Genomic DNA, 19,187 nt, shown 5'->3' on the forward strand with positions numbered 1-19,187 from the left:
GTGTTCCGCCGTGCTGGTAGGGGCGCATTATAGGGAGCCGCGCCGGGATGACAAGAGGAAAACTGCAAAAAATAGCACTTTTTACAGTTTTCCGGTTCAACCGTTGTTTTATTAAACAAAAGCCCCGCGTCGGCGGGGCTGTTTCGGGCAATAAACCCTGTATTCACATCACTCTGCTATCTTTTTGACCAGAATTCGCGTGCGAAGCTGCGCACCTTTTCCCAATCGGTAAATTCAAGGTCCTTGCTGGTATCAGTGCTGCCACCGGTGATCTTCATAATCAGCTGGATGATGCGAGTCTGCCACCAGTTGTATCGGGAGTACTGCAGCGCACCGGCAAACACACCCAGGGTTTTCGGCTTCCAGGGAGAGAGGCGCAGGAACTTCTTCATATAGGCATTGGTCTGCGGTGTCTGCTTCTCGGGCTTGCGAGCGGTCAGGTTGACGCAGAAGAAGGCGGCATTGGCCACTTCCAGCTGCTCATGGTGGGCATGAATAAAACTGAGCAGGCTGGGGTGGAAGTTGCCATAGCGGATAGAGGCGCCGATCAACACCTTCTTGTACTTGCTGAGATTGCACTTGGGCAGGGTGTGCAGGTCGTGCATCACCACTTCGCATCCCGGCATCTGCTCCAGCATGACATCTATAATTTTGCGGGTTTGGCCATCCCGAGAGGAATAAAGCACCAGAATCTTGTCCATAACAACCTCAACTACGCCAGAATGCAGGAGTAAACAGTACCAGAAGCGTAAAAATTTCCAATCGACCAAACAACATAGCCAACACCAGTACCCACTGGGCCGCCGGCGAGATATTGCCGAAGTTGGCTGATACCTCTCCCAAACCTGGGCCGACGTTGGTGAAAGCCGCAGCCACAGCGGTGAATGCGGTCACTTCGTTCAGCCCCGTCATCAGCAACAGCAGCATGAATATAAAGAAGAGAATAATATAGGTGGCGAAGTAGCCCCACACCGCCTCGACGATGCGCTCGGGCACCGCCCGATTCCCCAGCTTCAAGGTATAGATAGCTCTGGGGTGAACCAACCGCTTCAACTCGCGCATCCCCTGCATGAACAGGATCATGAAACGCATCACCTTGATACCGCCGCCGGTACTGCCTGCACAACAGCCAATAAAGGCGGAGAACATCAGCAGCATGGGCAGGAACGAGGGCCAATCGGCATAGGTAGTGGTGCTATAGCCGGTGGTGGTACCCAGAGAGACCGCTTGGAAAAGGCCATGGTTGAGCGCCTCTTGCCAGGTGGCGTAGTGTCCGTGGGTCAGCAAGGCGACAAAGCAGATCATCACCAGGGTCGCCTGGATGGCCAGAAACACCTTGAGTTCAGAATCGTAAAGGTAGCGACCGAGCCGCACCGGGCGGTGAGAGAAGACGGTAAAGTGGAGCGCAAAGTTCACGCTGGCCAGCAGCAGGAACACCACGGTAATCAGGTTGATGACCGGACTGTTGAAGAAACCGATGCTGGCATCGTGAGTGGAGAAGCCACCGACCGACAGAGTCGAGAACGAATGGCAGACCGCATCGAACAGCGTCATTCCGGCGAGCCAGTAGGCCAGCGCACAGAGCGCGGTCAGCAGCAGATAGATGAACCAGAGCGCCTTGGCCGTTTCGGCGATGCGCGGCGTCACCTTGGTATCCTTCACCGGCCCCGGGATCTCGGCCCGATAGAGCTGCATGCCACCGATGCCAAGCAGCGGCAGAATGGCCACCGCCAGTACGATGATCCCCATCCCGCCGAGCCACTGCAGCAGCTGGCGGTAGAACAGAAACGCCTTGGGCAGATTATCTAGCCCGGTCAGTACCGTTGCCCCCGTGGTGGTCAGGCCGGAGAAAGATTCGAAGAAGGCTTCCGACACCGACATGTCCGGCACGTCGCTCATGATAAAGGGCACAGCCCCCACACTGCCCAGCACGGTCCAGAACAGCACCACAATCAGAAAGCCCTCTTTCGAGCGCATCTCCTTCTTGTGATAGCGGTTGGGAAACCAGAGCACCACACCGAGTAGCAGGGCAATAAAAAAGGAGTTGATGAACTCGGCACCACCACCATCCCGATAGCCAAAGGCCACCAGTGCAGGCAACAGCATAGTCGAGCTGAACAGCGCAACCAGCAGGCCAACAATGCGAATAATGCTCAGAATGTGCATTACAGCTCCCTTTCCCCAATTAAAGAGCGATGGATTCTAGCCATCTAAGGGGCTGAGGGATACCCGCCCATGAGTCCGGTCGGTCAATTCACGGTCCACCTGAGCCCAAACCGAGGACTCCCACGCCACCTGCAAGGTGACCTGCTGACCGTAATCGGCCGCCAGCAATTCACCATTATGGCTGCTGATCAGCGACTCGACCGCCCCCATGTCACCGTAATCGCAGTGAATGAGAGAGGGTGTGCGCGGCACCTTGAGCAGGGTAGGCAGCTGCTTGAGGGCGGCACCGACGCCGCCCCCATAGGCTTTGACCAGTCCACCGGTGCCAAGCTGGATGCCGCCGTAGTAACGCACCACCACGGCACAGATTTCACCGATCCCCGAACCCATTAGCTGGGCCAGAATCGGCTTGCCCGCGGTACCGGACGGTTCGCCATCATCGCTGAAGCCGTAAACCTGGCTATCTTGCGGCGCGCCCGCCACAAAGGCCCAGCAGTGGTGACGAGCGGCCGGATGTTGGCGCTTGATCTCGTTGACCCACCCCTTGGCCGCCTCGACGGTCGGGGTGTGGGCGATCAGGGTAATGAAGCGACTCTTCTTGATCTCTTCGCTGAGCTCCAATGAAGCGGCCGGAATGGAGTACGCTGCCGCCATCAGAGCCCTGCTTGTCTGGTCATGTTCTCCACCCCGTTGGCGTGCAGCACTATGTTGTCTTCGATGCGGATGCCGCCAAACGGCCGCAGTGCTTCTACCTTGTTCCAGTTGACCCGTTTGCCCTGTTCGCCCTGACGCAGCGGCTCCAGCAAACTGTCGATGAAGTAGAGACCCGGTTCGATGGTGAACACCTGATCCACCTCCATCACCCGGGTGCAGCGCAGATAGGGGAACAGCTCGGGCGCCGCCAGATGGGTGCCGCGCTCATCCTGCATGAAACCGCCCGCATCGTGTACCTGCAAACCGAGGAAGTGGCCGAGGCCGTGAGGGAAGAAGACGTTGGTCACCCCGGTGTTGATCATCTCGTCTACCGACATATCCACCAGCTCGGTGGCTTGCAGCAGGCGCGCCAACTTGTGGTGCATCTGCAGGTGCAGCTCGCTGTAGCGGCGTCCCGGTTTGATCTCCTTGATGATCTCCTGCTGCTGCTCGTCGAGGGCAGCAATCAGATCGGCAAACTCGCCACGACGCCACGCCCAGGTACGGGTGATATCGGAGGCATAACCGTGAAAATCGACACCGGCATCGATCAGGAAAGAGTGGCGCTCCGCATCGGGCACCCGCAAGGCAGACAAGTGGGTGTAGTGAAGGATGGCCGCATTGCGGTTGATGGCGACGATATTGCCGTAGGGCGCCTCATTGGCCCCCTGCCCGACCGCCTTCATGTAGGCCAGATTAATCTCGAACTCACTTGCCCCCGCCATAAAGGAGTCCTTGGCGGCGATATGGCCACGGACACCGATGCGATTCGCCTCGCGCAGACACTCCAGCTCGTAGGGGGTCTTGTAGGCGCGGTGATAGTGCAGGTAGTTGAGCACAGCCTCGGGATTGGGCTGGGTCAGCCCCAGCAGCTCGGCCACCTCCAGATGACCGCCCAGGTAGGCCCACTCCTGCTTGTTGGCAGGCAGATGGTCGGCCACCTGCTCCGGCCTCGTCAGGAAACGGATATCAAAGAACTCGACCCAGAAGGCATTGGGCAGATCCGCCACCTTGTGCCAGAAATCGACCGGACGGTAGAACAGCAATACCGGTTTGTTCACCCCGTCCACCAGCAGCCAGCAGTGGGGATTGTCCAGCACCGGCAACCAGGCCTTGAAGTGAGGGTTTACCTTGAACGGGTAATCCTGATCATCCAGGAAGATGCGGTGGGTCTGGCCGGAGTGGATGGCCAGTCCGCTGAGCCCCTGTTGTTGCAGAATGTCGCGGGTGCGCTGCTGCAAGGTATCGAGGTGCTGGGCAAAAAGTTGGCTGTAGCTGCTCATGGCGTCCTGCTCCGAGGTGAATGTGATTGCAGCATAACATCAAGCGCTTGGCGGCTCGACCCATCAAGCTGCCGCTTCGTGAGGTAACGCATACGTTACAAACGTGTTTGTTATCAACACAAAACCAATTATTAACAAATCAAAAACAATTCAATACACTGCCGGTAGATACATGAAGTCAGGGATTACTCATGGACAACCTCTGCCTGTGGCAACCGGATCCGCTCGGGATGCAGCAATCCAACCTCTACCGTTTTATGGCGGAGGTGAACCGTTTCCACGGCTTGCAGTTGCAGAATTACCCGCAGCTTTACCAATGGTCGGTGGAGAAGACCACCCGTTTCTGGCCGCTGGTATGGCAGCACTGCGGCGTCAAGGGCGAACTCGGCAACATAGTGGCGGAGAACCGTCAGGATATGCAGCGCACCCGTTGGTTCCCCGACAGCCGCCTCAACTTCGCCGAAAACCTGCTGCGCCGCCAGGACGAGAGCCCGGCCATCATCTCCCGCATCGAAGGTAGCCCAAGCCGCACTCTGAGCTGGGGTGAGTTGGGGGAACAGGTTGCCCGGCTGGCGCAGTGGCTGCGCCATCAGGGGATTGGTCGTGGCGATGTGGTCGCCGCCTATCTGCCCAATATTCCGGAAACCGTGGTTGCCATGCTGGCAACCACCAGTCTGGGGGCAATCTGGACCTCCACCAGTCCCGACTTTGGCGAGGCCAGCGTGGTGGAGCGCTTCGGCCAGACCCGGCCGCGAGTGCTGTTTGCTGTGGATGGTTATCGCTACAACGGCAAGGCCATCGATATTCAGAACAACGTGGCAAGGGTCGTCAGCCAGATCGACAGCATAGAGCAGACGGTGATGATCCCCCTGCTCGGCAACCCGTTGCAGCTAGGTCACGACTGGCAGCAAGTGCTGACGAGCCAGCCGGACGCCAGCCTCCAGTTCGAGCCGATGGCTTTCAACGACCCGCTCTACATCCTCTACTCCTCCGGCACCACCGGCAAACCCAAGTGCATCGTGCACGGCATCGGCGGCACCCTGCTGCAACACCTGAAAGAGCACCAGCTGCACTGCGACATCAAGCCGGGGGAGCGGATCTTCTACTTCACCACCTGCGGCTGGATGATGTGGAACTGGCTGGTGAGCGCCCTCGCCTCCGGCGCAACTCTGGTGCTCTATGACGGCTCGCCGTTTTACCCGGATGGCAATGTGCTGTGGGATCTCGCCCGTGACGAGCAGGTCAGCTTGTTCGGTACCTCGGCCAAATATCTTGATGCGCTGCACAAGCAGGGCTACGCCCCCATCAACAGCCACGATTTGCCGCACTTGCGGCTGATCTGCAGCACTGGCTCAGTGCTATCGCAGGAGGGGTTCGACTACGTCTATCAGCAGATCAAGCAGGATGTGCAACTCAGCTCCATCTCAGGTGGCACCGATATCTGCTCCTGCTTCGTCATCGGCAATCCGCTCAGCCCGGTCTATCGCGGCGAGAGCCAAGGACGCGGCCTCGGTCTCGCGGTGCAGGTATTCAGCGAGGCGGGCCAGCCGGTGCAGGGGGAGAAGGGCGAGCTGGTCTGCACCAAGCCGTTCCCGGCCCAGCCCATCTACTTCTGGGGCGACGAGAATGGCGACAAGTACCATGCCGCCTACTTCGAACGGTTCGACAACATCTGGTGCCACGGCGACTGGATCGAGCTGACCCCGACCGGCGGCATTCTGTTCTACGGCCGCTCCGACGCCACCCTCAACCCGGGCGGCGTGCGCATCGGCACCAGCGAGATCTACCGCTATGTCGAGCAGCTGGACGAGGTGGAGGAGAGCATCGTCATCGGCCAGCAGTGGCAGCAGGACGAGCGGGTGGTGCTGTTCGTCAAGCTCAAGGCGGGTTGCAAGCTGGATGAGCCGCTGCGCGAGCGGATCCGCCAGCAAATAAAGCAGCACTGCACCGCCCGCCACGTGCCCGCCCGCATCCTGCAGGTGGATGCCATCCCCCGTACCAAGTCCGGCAAGATCGTCGAACTGGCGGTGCGGGAAGTGGTACACAACAGACCCGTCAACAATACTCATGCCCTCGCCGATCCCGAGGTGCTGAACCAGTATCGAAACCGGCCGGAACTGGCCAGTTGATAACAAACTCACATCCATCCGGGGCGCCGCAAGGCGCCTCTCTTGTACCTGTTCTGTGATGAAGAGCTTTTACTCGAGATCTGTTAAACAAATGTTTTAAATAGGTGTTGAAAATGTCTCCTTTTGGATCAATAGTGAGCCTCGCCCCCTGCTGGGGATTAAGGAGCACCACTCCCCACTGAGTGGGAACAAGGAGACACTCTCATGATCTACCAAGGCGAAACCCTGTCGGTCAGCTACCTCGAAAACGGCATCGCCGAGCTGAGGTTTGATGCCCCGGGTTCAGTCAACAAGCTGGATCGCGCTACCCTGCTCTCCCTGAGCGAAGCGATCGCCGCATTACAGCAACAAGCCGATTTGAAGGGTCTGATCCTCACCTCCGGCAAAGACGCCTTTATCGTCGGTGCCGACATTACCGAATTCCTGGAACTGTTCGATCTGCCGCAAGAAGATCTGCTCGGCTGGCTGAAAAAGGCCAACGACATCTTCAATGCCATCGAAGACCTGCCGGTTCCGACCCTCTCTGCCATCAAGGGCCACGCTCTGGGCGGCGGCTGCGAGACCATCCTCTCCACTGACTTCCGTCTGGCCGACACCACCGCCAAAATCGGCCTGCCCGAGACCAAACTCGGCATCATGCCGGGCTTTGGCGGCACAGTCCGTCTGCCGCGAGTGATCGGCGCCGACAACGCGCTCGAGTGGATCACCACCGGCATGGATTACCGTGCCGATGAAGCCCTCAAGGTGGGTGCCATCGACGCCGTAGTAGCCCCTGACACGCTGCAGAGCGCTGCGCTGCAGATGATCAAGGACGCCATCGCGGGCAAACTGGACTGGCAGAGCCGTCGCGCCGCCAAGAAAGCGCCGCTGCGCCTCTCCAAACTGGAAGCCATGATGAGCTTCACCACCGCCGCCGGCATGGTTGCCGCCGTGGCGGGTAAACACTATCCGGCGCCGATGACAGCAGTGAAAACCGTCGAAGCCGCTGCTGGCATGGGCCGTGACGAAGCGCTGGTCGTTGAGGCACAGGGCTTTATCAAGCTGGCCAAGACCGATGTCGCCAAGGCGCTGGTCGGGATCTTCCTGAATGATCAGCACATCAAGGCGCTGGCCAAGAAGGCGGCCAAACAGGCGAGCAAGGCCACTGGCCACGCCGCCGTATTGGGTGCCGGCATCATGGGTGGCGGCATCGCCTACCAGTCTGCCAGCAAGGGCATTCCGGCGGTGATGAAGGATATCAACGAGAAGGCACTGGCACTTGGCATGGGCGAAGCCACCAAGCTGCTCAACGGCCAGCTCGAAAAGGGCCGCATCGACGGCATCAAGATGGGCCAGGTACTCTCTGCCATTACCCCGACCCTCAGCTATGACAACGTCAAGCATGTGGATGTGGTGGTCGAAGCCGTGGTCGAGAATCCCAAGGTGAAAGCCGCCGTACTGGGCGAAGTGGAAGGGATCATTGGCGAAGACGCCGTGCTCGCCAGCAACACCTCCACCATCCCCATCTCCCTGCTGGCCAAGGGGCTGAAGCGCCCGCAGAACTTCTGCGGCATGCACTTCTTCAATCCGGTGCACCGCATGCCACTGGTGGAGATCATCCGCGGCGAGCAGACATCCGATGAAACCATCAACCGCGTGGTGGCCTATGCCGCCGCCATGGGCAAGTCCCCGGTGGTGGTCAACGACTGCCCGGGCTTCTTCGTCAACCGGGTGCTGTTCCCCTACTTCTTCGGCTTCAACAAGCTGGTTGCCGATGGCGCCGACTTCGCTGCCGTCGACAAGGTAATGGAGAAAGAGTTTGGCTGGCCGATGGGCCCCGCCTACCTGCTGGACGTGGTCGGCATCGACACCGGTCACCATGCCGGTGACGTGATGGCGCAGGGCTTCCCGGCACGCATGAGCAAGGAAGGTCGCACCGCCATCGACGTGATGTACGAAGTGAACCGCTTCGGTCAGAAGAACGGCAAGGGCTTCTACGCCTACGAGCAGGACAAGAAGGGCAAACCGAAGAAGGTGGCCGACGCAGCTAGCTACGAGCTGCTGGCCCCCATTGCCAAGCCGAAACAGGATTTCGACAAGGACGCCATCATCGCCCGCATGATGATCCCGATGATCAACGAGGTGGTGCTCTGTCTGGAAGAGGGCATTGTCGCCACGCCAGCCGAAGCCGACATCGCACTGGTCTACGGTCTGGGCTTCCCTCCCTTCCGCGGCGGCGTGTTCCGCTATCTGGACACCATTGGTCTGGATCGCTACGTGGCCATGGCCGACCAGTATGCCGACTTGGGCCCGCTCTACCGCGTCAGCGACAAGCTGCGCGAGATGGCCGCCCAAGGCAAAACCTTCTACTGATTGCGGAAAGGAGATCCATTCATGAAAGACGTAGTCATTGTCGACTGTATCCGGACCCCGATGGGCCGGTCCAAGGGCGGCGCCTTCCGCAACGTGCGTGCAGAAGATCTGTCCGCGCACCTGCTGAAATCCATCCTGCTGCGCAACCCCAACCTCGACCCGAACGAGATCGAGGATATCTACTGGGGCTGCGTGCAGCAGACCCTGGAGCAGGGCTTCAACATCGCCCGCAACGCCGCACTGCTGGCGGGTATTCCCAAGCAGGTGGGGGCGGTCACCGTCAACCGCCTGTGTGGCTCCAGCATGCAGGCACTGCACGACGCCTCCCGCGCCATTCAGGTGGGGGACGGGGATATCTTCATCATCGGCGGCGTCGAGCACATGGGTCATGTACCGATGAGCCACGGTGTGGACTTCCATCCCGGCATGGCCAAGTCGGTGGCGAAAGCCTCCGGCATGATGGGGCTGACCGCCGAGATGCTCGGCAAGCTGCACGGCATCAGCCGTCAGCAGCAGGACGAGTTTGCCGCCCGCTCCCATCGCCGCTCCCATGCTGCGACCGTGGAAGGGCGCTTTGCCAAGGAGATCGTCGGGCTGGAAGGCCATGACGCCAGCGGCGCCCGCTTCTTCTACGACTACGACGAAGTGATCCGCCCGGAGACCACGGTCGAAACCCTGAGCCAACTGCGGCCGGTGTTTGATCCGGTCAACGGTACCGTCACCGCCGGCAGCTCCTCGGCCCTGTCCGATGGCGCCGCCGCCATGCTGGTGATGAGTGCAGATCGCGCCAAGGCCCTCGGCCTCACGCCGCGCGCCAAGGTACGTGCCATGGCCATCGCTGGCTGTGATGCCGCCATCATGGGTTACGGCCCGGTACCGGCGACCCAGAAGGCGCTCAAGCGTGCCGGCCTGACTGTCGGTGATATCGACCTGTTCGAGCTGAACGAGGCGTTTGCCGCCCAGTCGCTGCCTTGCGTGAAGGATCTGGGTCTGCAGGATCTGGTGGACGAGAAGGTAAACCTGAACGGCGGCGCCATTGCGCTGGGTCACCCGCTTGGCTGCTCCGGCGCGCGCATCTCCACCACCCTCATCAATCTGATGGAGGAGAAGGATGCCACGCTAGGGGTTGCCACCATGTGTATCGGTCTGGGTCAGGGCATCGCCACCGTGTTTGAACGGGTGTGATAACCAGCCGGATTGACGGGATGCACTACTGAGAGTTGTCCCTTTTCGGGGCCAGTCTGACTGGCCCCTTTTCAAGTCTGTGACGATCGCCACACGGGGTGCTCGTCAGTGGTCAGAAGCTGTCTGTTGGCCGCCCCGTTTGGGTCGGCCTTTTTTCGTTTTAATCTTATCAATAGGCTGTTATTGCCTTAAACCTCACATTAGATGGGGGGCTTGCTTGCTTTTTACTCCCCCGACAGGTTCAATCTGCACAAAAAAATGGGTGGATGCACATACATATGTCAATGAGCAAACAACTGCTGATCGTCGACGACGACCAAGAGATCCGCGAGCTGCTCAATGAGTACCTGACCCGGGCGGGCTTTCAGGTATTGACGGCAGCGGAGGGCAACGAGATGCGCCAGCAACTCGCCCAGCACAGCCCGGACCTGATTATTCTGGACATCATGATGCCCGGCGATGACGGTTTTACCCTTTGCCAGCAGATCCGTCGTGACTCCCAGGTGCCCATCATCATGCTGACTGCCGCCTCCGACGAAGCGGATCGGGTGATCGGCCTGGAACTCGGTGCCGACGACTATATCGCCAAGCCGTTCAGCCCCCGCGAACTGCAGGCCCGCATCAAGGCGCTGCTGCGCCGCGCCGAATTTCGCCAGCCGGAAAAAGAGAAAGAGCCGAGCCGCCGCCTGCGTTTTGCCGAGTGGACCCTCGACACCCTGAGCCACCAGCTGACCCATGACGATGGCAGCCTGCTGGATCTCTCCGGCAGCGACGCCATGCTGCTCGGCATGTTCCTGCAACAGCCCGGCGTGGTGCTGGATCGCGACACCATCTCGGATGCCACCCGCGGCCGAGAAAGCCTGCCGATGGAACGCGGCATCGATGTGCAGATCAGCCGTCTGCGCCAGAAGCTGGGTGACAACGGCAAGAGCCCGCGCATCATCAAGACCATTCGCGGCAGCGGCTACATGCTGATTGCCGAGGTGCACGAGCTGCCATGAGCAACAAGTGGTCCTGGGGGGCGCTGGTACCCCGCTCCCTGTTGTCACGGATGATCCTGCTGCTGTTGCTGGCCATCCTGCTCTCCCAGACCATTCTGACCGGCATCTGGATGCAGCAGATCCAAAAGCGGGAGCTGGAGGGGATGATCAGCACCACCCGCAACCTGGCGCTCTCGGCGGCTTCCACTGTCAGCTTCTTCAAATCCCTGCCACTGCAGTATCGCCATATCGCGCTGGATCAGCTGCGCAACATGGGTGGCAGCCGCTTCTTCGTCTCGCTGAACGAAGAGGAAATCCACATCAGCGCCATCCCCGACAGCGAGCGCAAGATGCTGGTGCTGCAGGAAGTACAGGGGGTACTGACCCGCAAGCTCTCCGATGCCATGGCGATCAAGGTGGATTTCTCGCGGCCTGAAGATCTTCATGTCTTCAACAACGACACCCTGCTGGCGGATCTCCCCTCCTCTTGGGCACGCTACACCCTGTCGCTCGAGCCCATCAACCCGCCGGTGCTGGTGACCCAGATCGAAATAGAAAAGGGGGAGTGGCTCTATCTGGCGGCCCTGCTACCCGCCCCCTACATGACGCTGGATGACACCGTAATGCCGAGCACCCAAGTGCGTTTCATCGCCCTGATGACGGTGTTCCTCTGCTTCTTCACCTTTATGCTGGTGCGCTGGCAAACCCGGCCGCTGCGCCGGCTGGCCAAGGCGGCGGTGAATCTGGGCAAGGATATCGACCAGCCTTCTCTCAAAGAAGAGGGCGCCTCCGAGATCGTGGCAGCGACCCGAGCCTTCAACATCATGCAGCACCGCATCCGGCGCTATATCGATGATAGAGAGCGGCTGTTCAGCTCCATCTCCCACGACCTCAAGACCCCCATTACCCGACTGCGGCTGCGGGTTGAGCTGCTCGACGACGAGGTACAGATCGGCAAGTTCAACAAGGATCTCGATGAGCTGGAGCTGATGGTGAAGGGGGCGCTGCAGACGGTCAAAGAGACCGATATCCACGAGAACATCGAGGAGATCGACATCAACGCCCTGCTGGAGCAGATGGCGGAGTCGATGAACCTGCACGACGAGCGGCTAACTATCGAAGGCCACTGCAAGTGGCCCTATCGCGGCAAGCTGCTGGCGCTCAAACGCTGCATCGGCAATCTGGTAGACAACGGCATCAAGTATGGCCAGAAGGTGCGCATCATCATCATGGATGACGAGGAGATGCTGATCCTCTTCATCATGGATGAGGGCCCCGGCCTGCCGGATGACCAGTTCGAGCGCATCTTCGAACCCTATTACCGGCTCAGCACCGATCAGGCCGGCACCGGCCTCGGCCTTGGCATCGCCCGCAACATAGCCCACGCCCACGGCGGCGATCTGGTGCTGGAAAACCGTCCGCAAGGTGGTCTGCAAGCCACACTCTCCCTACCAAGGTAGCGCCCCTATGAAGTGGTTCCCTATACCTCTGCTCGTTCTGCTCTCCGGTCCTGTCTGTGCCTCCCAGGTGGAAGTGCTGCACTGGTGGACTTCCGGCGGCGAAGCGAAGGCGGTCGAAGTGCTCAAATCGGAGTGGATCGCCAAAGGCAACGAGTGGAATGATTTCGCAGTACAGGGTGGCGGCGGCAAGAGCGCCATGACAGTGCTGAAAAGCCGGGCACTGGCCGCCAACCCGCCCGAAGCGGCCCATCTCAAGGGCTATGAGCTCAAGGAGTGGGCCGGACTAGGTTTTTTGCGCGATCTCACCCCCATGGCCGAACATCTCGGCTGGTATCCCAAACTGCCGCCCATGGTGCGGGCCACCCTCAGCCAGAACGGCGCCCTGATGGCGGTGCCGACCGGCATCCATCGGGTCAACTGGCTCTGGCTCAACCGCAAGATCTTCGAGCGCAACAAGCTGACTCCACCCACCGACTGGGCCCAGTTTGTCACCGTCGCCGACCAGCTTAAAAAACGGGGCATCACCCCGCTCGCCATCGGCAACGAGCCCTGGCAGCTGGCCGTCCTGTTTGAAACGGTGGCGCTCGGTGAAGGGGGTAAGCAGTTCTATCGCAAAGCCTTTGTGGAGCAAGACAGCGCCACCCTGACCGGCCCCGACATGGTGCGGGTGCTGACCCGCTTCCAGCAGCTGCGCGCCTATGTGCCGCAAAAATACGCCGGTCTGAAGTGGCATCAGGCCACCAATCTGCTGGAGAACGGTGGCGCCGCCATGCAGGTGATGGGGGACTGGGTGAAGGGTGAACTGAGCGCGGGCAACTACCGGCCGGGTGAGGATATCGCCTGCCTGCCGAGCCCGGGCAGCGCCGGACTGTTCAGCTACAACCTCGACTCCATCGCCATGTTCAAACAGCGGGATCCGGCCCAGCTGCAGGCGCAGGGGGATCTGGCCCAACTGCTGATGACGCCGAAATTCCAGGAGGTGTTCAATCGGGTGAAGGGGTCGATCCCGGCGCTGACCAATCCCGACATGAGCAAGTTCGACCGCTGCGCTGTCCGCTCCTATCAGGATTTTCTGCTGGCGGAAAAGCAGGACAACCTGCTGCCCAGCATGGCGGAAGGGATGGCAACGCCAACCAATATGCGGCAGGCGATCCTCGATGTGCTGAGCAACTTCTTCAACGACCCCAAGGCCAACCCGCAGCAGACAGCGCTGCATCTGGAGCGAGCGATGCGATCGACCCGCTGATCCGGGCACATTGCCAAACGGCAGAAATGACAAAGGCGGAATTGCTCCGCCTTTGTTGTTGAATCGTCATCCGATTCAGGATTGATCATTCTCGTCCTCATCCTCGTCATAGTAATCGCTGAGCTCGATCCAGAGCCCCAACCCGACCATCACCATGGAGCCGAACCAGGTACCGGTATTCCCGATCGGGCTGCCCATCACTATCATGGCGAAGGACAAAAACCCCATGCCTGCATAGGCCTGTAATCTGCCGTAGGAGACCTGCATATTCACCTCCTTGTTGAATATGGTTCAATTTTTATATTACTCGTCCGGCGCAAGCTGGATAGGGTTTAATAACATTTCGGTTACATATGCTGGTTGATGGGGTGTTTGTTTGATTATTTTTTAGCCCTGAGTATCATTGGCAGCCGAATAGGTTGAAGGTTGATAATAGATGAGTGATTTATTCTGCGGTGCAACCCACGAGTTGGACGCAATCGGGCTGCGTTGCCCAGAACCCGTGACGATAGCTCGCAAGAAAGTGCGGCTGAAGGTTGATTCTTAATGAGTAATTTATTCTGCAATGCGACCCACGAGTTGGACGCAATCGGGCTGCGTTGCCCAGAACCCGTTATGATGGTTCGCAAGAAAGTGCGGCTGATGGCTGATGGCGAGACCCTGCTGGTCAGTGCCGATGATCCTTCAACCACCCGCGACATCCCCAGTTTCTGCCGCTTTATGGATCACACCCTGATCGCCAGCGAGACAGAGCAGGCCCCCTACCGCTATCTGATCCGCAAGGGTCAATAAGCCCCCGTGCCGGAGCACTCCATGACAACCATTACCCGAATCGGCACCACCCAGCGTTGGTCAGACGTGGTCATCCACAATGGCACCCTCTACGTGGTGGAAGTGCCCGTCAGCGAAGAGGCCGACATCCACCAGCAGACCCGCGAAGTGCTGGCCAGCCTGCAACGCCTGCTGGAAGCCAACGGCTCCGGCGTCGACAAGATCCTGATGGCCAATATCTATCTGAAAGACATTCAGGACATCGCCGCCTTCAACGAGCAGTGGGATGCCTGGATCCCGGCTGGCACCGCACCGGTTAGAGCCTGTGTACAGGCCCGTCTGGCCCACGAAGGCTACAAGGTCGAAGTACAGCTGACTGCAGCTGTCTAAGCCTTTCCCGGCTTGAGCTTGAGATAGCAAAAGGCCCCGCCATCACTGGCGGGGCCTTTTCGTTACCGAAACCTGAACGACTTAGGCGGTCGGGGTCAGGGTAATGGTCACGCGGCGGTTCTGGGCTTTGCCAGCGGCGGTGCTGTTGGTAGCAACCGGCTGATCCGGACCTACACCACGGATTGCGATACGGCTGCCGCTCACACCCTGCCCGATCAACTGGGCAGCAACGGCATCGGCGCGATCGCGGGAGAGCTTCATGTTCAGGTCACGGGAACCAGTGCTATCAGTGTGACCGACCACGTTCAGGCGGGTCTTGTCGAACTCGGCAACCACCATGGCCACGCCAGAGAGGGTGTTGGCACCGGCCGCTTTCAGCTGGGAGCTGGAGCTGTCGAAGGTGACGTTGTTCGGCATGTTGAGGATCAGCTCATTGCCATTGCGGGTCACGCTGACGCCAGTGCCCTGCAGCTTCTCGCGCAGCTTGGCTTCCTGCACGTCCATGTAGTAGCCGATACCGCCACCCAGCGCAGCCCCAGCGGCCACCCCGGTCAGAATCCCCTTCTTGCGGTCACCCTTGCTGGAAGAGAGCGCACCTACGGCCGCACCGGCAGCGGCGCCAGCCAGCGCGCCCCAGGCACCTTTGGAGGTCTGGGATTCACCTGTGTAGGGGTTGGTGGTACAGCCGCTCAGGGCAACGGTCAGTGCCAGAGCAGGCACCAGGATCTTGGCTCGCATGAAAAAACCTCTGTGAAAACAATCCGGCACCATGCCGGGGGCCGGATTGTAACGCGCTGGCACGCCATTGTCTGACGCAAGCCTGAACAGATGGCGAGTGTGGTGTTTTTTTGGGCAATCGGCGGGCTATCAGCGCGGTAACTGACACTCGGCGTGGCAGGGACAGCTGACCAGATGATCGTTCACCATCCCCACCGCCTGCATAAAGGCGTAACAGATGGTGCTGCCGACGAAGTTGAAGCCGAGCTTCTTGAGCGCTTTCGACATGGCATCCGACTCCGGCGAGGTGGCAGGAATGTCGCCGTTGCCCTGGCGCTGGTTGACGATGGGGGCGCCGCCCACAAAGCCCCACAGGTAGTCGGCGAAGTCGATCCCCTGCTCCTGCAACGCCAGATAAGCGCGGGCATTTCTGATGATCGACTGCACCTTGAGCCGGTTGCGGATAATGCCGCTGTCCTGCATCAGCCGCTCCACATCCTGCTCGTCGAAGCGGGCAATCTGCACCGGATCAAAGTCCGCATAGGCGCGGTAATAGCTCTCGGTGCGCTTGAGGATGGTGATCCACGACAGCCCCGCCTGCTGGCCGTCGAGGCAGAGCTTGGCAAACAGCTCGCGGGCGTCATAGACCGGCCTGCCCCACTGTTTGTCATGGTATTCAATGTATTCCGGGTCTTTGGTCACCCAGGCGCAGCGCAGTTCCATTTTCTCTCCCTTATGATTTCAGCGGCTTCCCCGACCCTGCCCACTCTGCAGGCGGCACTGCTCACATCATATACCGGACATCCCACCCGACCAGCCACAGCGCAGCACCATCCCGCGAATCCGCTGCAATTTCGCCTATTATCCGACCATGCCAGACGGTATACTCCCTCGGTTCACATTCAGCAAATCTTGCTCTGATTTTCACTTCGCGCGAAAAAAATTATGCAAAAATTCGATGTCAAAACCTTTCAGGGCCTGATCCTGCAGCTGCAGGACTATTGGTCCCGCCAGGGCTGTACCATCATTCAGCCGCTGGATATGGAAGTGGGTGCCGGTACTTCCCACCCCATGACCTGTCTGCGTGCCTTGGGCCCGGAGCCCATCGCCTGCGCTTACGTGCAACCGTCCCGCCGTCCGACTGACGGCCGCTACGGTGAAAACCCGAACCGCCTGCAGCACTACTACCAGTTCCAGGTGATCATCAAGCCTTCCCCCGACAACATTCAGGAACTCTATCTGGGCTCCCTGAAAGAGCTGGGCATGGATCCTGAAATCCATGACATCCGCTTCGTGGAAGACAACTGGGAAAACCCGACTCTGGGTGCCTGGGGTCTGGGTTGGGAAGTGTGGCTGAACGGCATGGAAGTGACCCAGTTCACCTACTTCCAGCAGGTCGGCGGCCTCGAGTGCAAGCCGGTCACCGGCGAGATCACCTACGGTCTCGAGCGTCTGGCCATGTACATTCAGGGCGTGGACAGCGTCTACGATCTGGTCTGGTCTGACGGCCCGCTGGGCAAGACCACCTACGGCGACGTGTTCCACCAGAACGAAGTGGAGCAATCCACCTACAACTTCGAACACGCCGATGTGGAGTTCCTGTTCCACTGCTTCGAGCAGTACGAGAAGGAAGCCCAGAACCTGCTGGCACTGGAAAAACCGCTGCCGCTGCCTGCCTACGAGCGCATCCTCAAAGCCGCTCACTCCTTCAACCTGCTGGATGCCCGCAAGGCCATCTCGGTCACCGAGCGTCAGCGCTACATCCTGCGCATTCGCACCCTGACCAAGGCCGTGGCAGAGGCATACTACGCCTCCCGCGAAGCGCTGGGCTTCCCTATGTGTCAGCGCAGTGAGAACAAGCAAGGTTAAGGAACGGACATGGCACAACATACATTTCTGGTAGAGATCGGTACTGCTGAGCTGCCGCCCAAAGCCCTGCGCTCCCTGGCCGAAGCCTTTGCCGACAACTTCAAAGCCGAACTGACCAAGGCCGATCTGGCCTTTGGCGACGTCGAGTGGTTTGCCTCACCGCGCCGTCTGGCACTGAAGGTGAGCGAGCTGGCTGGCGAACAGCCAAGCAAGAGCGTCGAGAAGCGCGGCCCGGCCGTGGCACAGGCGTTCGATGCCGAAGGCAAGCCGACCAAGGCTGCCGAAGGCTGGGCCCGTGGCAACGGCATCACCGTTGAGCAGGCCGAGCGTCTGGTCACCGACAAGGGCGAGTGGCTGGTTCACACCGCCAAGGTCGAAGGCCGTCCGGCCAAAGATCTGCTGGGCGAGCTGGTTAGCCAAGCACTGGCCAAGCTACCCATCCCGAAGATGATGCGCTGGGGCGACAAGACCATCCAGTTCGTGCGTCCGGTCTTCACCGTGACCCTGCTGCTGGATGGCGAGCTGGTTCCCGCTCACATTCTGGGTATCGACTCTGCCCGCACCCTTCGCGGCCACCGCTTTATGGGCGAGAGCGAATTCACCATCGACAACGCCAGCCAGTACCCGCAGATCCTGCAGGAGCGCGGCATGGTGATTGCCGACTTCATGGCGCGCAAGGCCAAGATCAAGGCTGACGCCGAAGCGGCCGCTGCCGCCTTCGGTGGCGTGGCCGATCTGGACGACGCCCTGCTGGAAGAAGTGACCGCACTGGTCGAGTGGCCGGTGGTGCTGACCGCCAACTTTGAAGAGAAGTTCCTGGCCGTTCCGGCTGAAGCGCTGGTTCACACCATGAAGGGTGACCAGAAGTACTTCCCGGTCTACGACAAGAACGGCAAGCTGCTGCCGAAGTTCATCTTCGTCACCAACATCGAGTCCAAAGACCCGAGCCAGATCATCAGCGGCAACGAGAAGGTGGTTCGCCCCCGTCTCTCTGACGCCGAGTTCTTCTTCAAAACTGACCTCAAGCAGACCCTGGCCTCCCGCCTGCCGCGCCTTGAAACCGTGCTGTTCCAGCAACAGCTGGGCACAGTCAAGGCCAAGGTCGAGCGCATCGAGACCGTCGCCGGCTTTATCGCCGAGCGTATCGGTGCCGATGTGGCTCAGGCCAAGCGTGCCGGTCTGCTCTCCAAGTGTGACCTGATGACCAACATGGTCGGCGAGTTCACCGACACCCAGGGTGTCATGGGGATGCACTACGCCCGTCACGATGGCGAAGACGAAGCGGTGGCCGTGGCCCTCAACGAGCAGTACATGCCGCGCTTTGCCGGTGATGCCCTGCCGTCCGGTCTGGTTGCCTGCGCCGTCGCGCTGGCCGACAAGTTCGACACCCTGGCCGGTATCTTCGGCATCGGCATGCTGCCGAAGGGTGACAAGGACCCATTCGCCCTGCGTCGCGCCGCCATCGGTGCCCTGCGCATCATGACCGAGAAGCAGCTGGATCTGGATCTGGTTGAACTGGTTGAAGAAGCGGTACGCGTCTACGGCGACAAGCTGACCAACCAAACCGTCGTTACCGACGTGGTCGACTTTATGCTGGGCCGCTTCCGCGCCGCCTATCAGGACGAAGGCATCGGTGCCGACGTGGTGCTGGCCGTACTGGCCCGCCGCCCGACCCGTCCGCTCGACTTCGATCGTCGCGTCAAAGCCGTCAGCCACTTCCGCACCCTGGATGCCGCACTGGCACTGGCTGCCGCCAACAAGCGCGTGAGCAACATTCTGGCCAAGGTCGAGGTTCCATTGCCCACTACCGTCAAACCGGAACTGCTGGTCGATGCCGCCGAGAAGGCGCTGGCCACCCAGGTTGCCGAACTGCAAGCCGAACTGGCCCCGCTGTTCGCCGCCGGTGACTATCAGGCTGCCCTCACCCGTCTGGCCGCCCTGCGCGA

General features: G+C 60.1%; 17 protein-coding genes. 10 read left to right on the forward strand and 7 right to left on the reverse strand.

Going from position 1 to position 19,187, the window contains the following annotated elements; all coding sequences use genetic code 11:
* Positions 1–176: 176 nt before the first annotated feature.
* From hemG to pepQ, 4 genes are read right to left on the reverse strand one after another with little or no spacing between them, the layout of a single operon-like run.
* Positions 177–701, reverse strand: coding sequence for a menaquinone-dependent protoporphyrinogen IX dehydrogenase (hemG, locus tag ACRAUW_RS10770; protein ID WP_431362278.1), 525 nt, complete (start codon positions 699–701; stop codon positions 177–179).
* A gap of 7 nt (positions 702–708) precedes the next feature.
* The gene (locus tag ACRAUW_RS10775; RefSeq protein ID WP_431362279.1) at positions 709–2,166 is read right to left on the reverse strand and encodes a TrkH family potassium uptake protein; all 1,458 of its coding nucleotides are present in this window, start codon (positions 2,164–2,166) and stop codon (positions 709–711) included.
* A gap of 36 nt (positions 2,167–2,202) precedes the next feature.
* On the reverse strand, positions 2,203–2,820 hold the full coding sequence (locus ACRAUW_RS10780) for a YigZ family protein (RefSeq protein ID WP_431362280.1): 618 nt from the start codon (positions 2,818–2,820) through the stop codon (positions 2,203–2,205).
* Positions 2,820–4,142 (reverse strand): Xaa-Pro dipeptidase, encoded by a 1,323-nt coding sequence (gene pepQ / locus ACRAUW_RS10785; protein WP_335866269.1) that lies wholly within the window; start codon positions 4,140–4,142, stop codon positions 2,820–2,822. Before pepQ ends, ACRAUW_RS10780 begins: the two co-directional genes overlap by 1 nt.
* Before the next feature lie 191 nt (positions 4,143–4,333).
* Between pepQ and ACRAUW_RS10790 the strand changes: the two genes are divergently transcribed.
* The 6 genes from ACRAUW_RS10790 (at position 4,334) to ACRAUW_RS10815 (ending at position 13,494) form a co-directional block, all read left to right on the forward strand.
* Positions 4,334–6,271 (forward strand): acetoacetate--CoA ligase, encoded by a 1,938-nt coding sequence (locus ACRAUW_RS10790; protein WP_431362281.1) that lies wholly within the window; start codon positions 4,334–4,336, stop codon positions 6,269–6,271.
* 204 nt (positions 6,272–6,475) lie between these two features.
* Positions 6,476–8,623: a fatty acid oxidation complex subunit alpha FadB gene (fadB, locus tag ACRAUW_RS10795; RefSeq protein ID WP_431362282.1), complete on the forward strand. Its 2,148-nt coding sequence runs from the start codon at positions 6,476–6,478 to the stop codon at positions 8,621–8,623.
* A 21-nt stretch (positions 8,624–8,644) separates the two neighbouring features.
* Positions 8,645–9,808: an acetyl-CoA C-acyltransferase FadA gene (gene fadA, locus ACRAUW_RS10800; protein ID WP_431362283.1), complete on the forward strand. Its 1,164-nt coding sequence runs from the start codon at positions 8,645–8,647 to the stop codon at positions 9,806–9,808.
* Positions 9,809–10,086: 278 nt separating this feature from the next.
* Entirely contained in the window at positions 10,087–10,809 is a 723-nt protein-coding gene (locus ACRAUW_RS10805) for a response regulator (RefSeq protein WP_431362284.1), read from the forward strand.
* Positions 10,806–12,248 carry an ATP-binding protein gene (locus ACRAUW_RS10810; protein WP_431362285.1) on the forward strand — a complete coding sequence of 481 codons (1,443 nt, stop codon included), beginning with the start codon at positions 10,806–10,808 and terminating at the stop codon, positions 12,246–12,248. Before ACRAUW_RS10805 ends, ACRAUW_RS10810 begins: the two co-directional genes overlap by 4 nt.
* Before the next feature lie 7 nt (positions 12,249–12,255).
* The gene (locus tag ACRAUW_RS10815) at positions 12,256–13,494 is read left to right on the forward strand and encodes an ABC transporter substrate-binding protein (RefSeq protein WP_431362286.1); all 1,239 of its coding nucleotides are present in this window, start codon (positions 12,256–12,258) and stop codon (positions 13,492–13,494) included.
* 75 nt (positions 13,495–13,569) lie between these two features.
* Here ACRAUW_RS10815 and ACRAUW_RS10820 read toward each other — a convergent pair whose 3' ends face one another.
* Complete coding sequence (locus ACRAUW_RS10820) at positions 13,570–13,761, reverse strand: hypothetical protein (RefSeq protein WP_005339471.1); 192 nt, start codon at positions 13,759–13,761, stop codon at positions 13,570–13,572.
* Positions 13,762–14,040: 279 nt separating this feature from the next.
* Here ACRAUW_RS10820 and tusA point away from each other — a divergent pair, with 279 nt between their 5' ends.
* On the forward strand, positions 14,041–14,286 hold the full coding sequence (gene tusA, locus ACRAUW_RS10825; protein ID WP_042012116.1) for a sulfurtransferase TusA: 246 nt from the start codon (positions 14,041–14,043) through the stop codon (positions 14,284–14,286).
* 21 nt (positions 14,287–14,307) lie between these two features.
* Positions 14,308–14,655, forward strand: a complete 348-nt coding sequence (locus tag ACRAUW_RS10830) for a RidA family protein (protein ID WP_005355943.1) — start codon at positions 14,308–14,310, stop codon at positions 14,653–14,655.
* 81 nt (positions 14,656–14,736) lie between these two features.
* On the opposite strand, the gene ACRAUW_RS10835 is transcribed toward ACRAUW_RS10830, so the two are convergent.
* Positions 14,737–15,393, reverse strand: coding sequence for an OmpA family lipoprotein (locus tag ACRAUW_RS10835; RefSeq protein WP_431362287.1), 657 nt, complete (start codon positions 15,391–15,393; stop codon positions 14,737–14,739).
* Positions 15,394–15,522: 129 nt separating this feature from the next.
* Positions 15,523–16,095: a DNA-3-methyladenine glycosylase I gene (locus ACRAUW_RS10840; RefSeq protein WP_005339466.1), complete on the reverse strand. Its 573-nt coding sequence runs from the start codon at positions 16,093–16,095 to the stop codon at positions 15,523–15,525.
* Positions 16,096–16,317: 222 nt separating this feature from the next.
* Between ACRAUW_RS10840 and glyQ the strand changes: the two genes are divergently transcribed.
* Positions 16,318–17,241, forward strand: coding sequence for a glycine--tRNA ligase subunit alpha (gene glyQ / locus ACRAUW_RS10845; RefSeq protein WP_005339464.1), 924 nt, complete (start codon positions 16,318–16,320; stop codon positions 17,239–17,241).
* Positions 17,242–17,250: 9 nt separating this feature from the next.
* The coding region (gene glyS / locus ACRAUW_RS10850; protein ID WP_431362288.1) for a glycine--tRNA ligase subunit beta at positions 17,251–19,187 on the forward strand (1,937 nt) is incomplete at its 3' end.

Source organism: Aeromonas sp. (assembly GCF_050633025.1).
Taxonomy (GTDB): Bacteria; Pseudomonadota; Gammaproteobacteria; order Enterobacterales; family Aeromonadaceae; genus Aeromonas.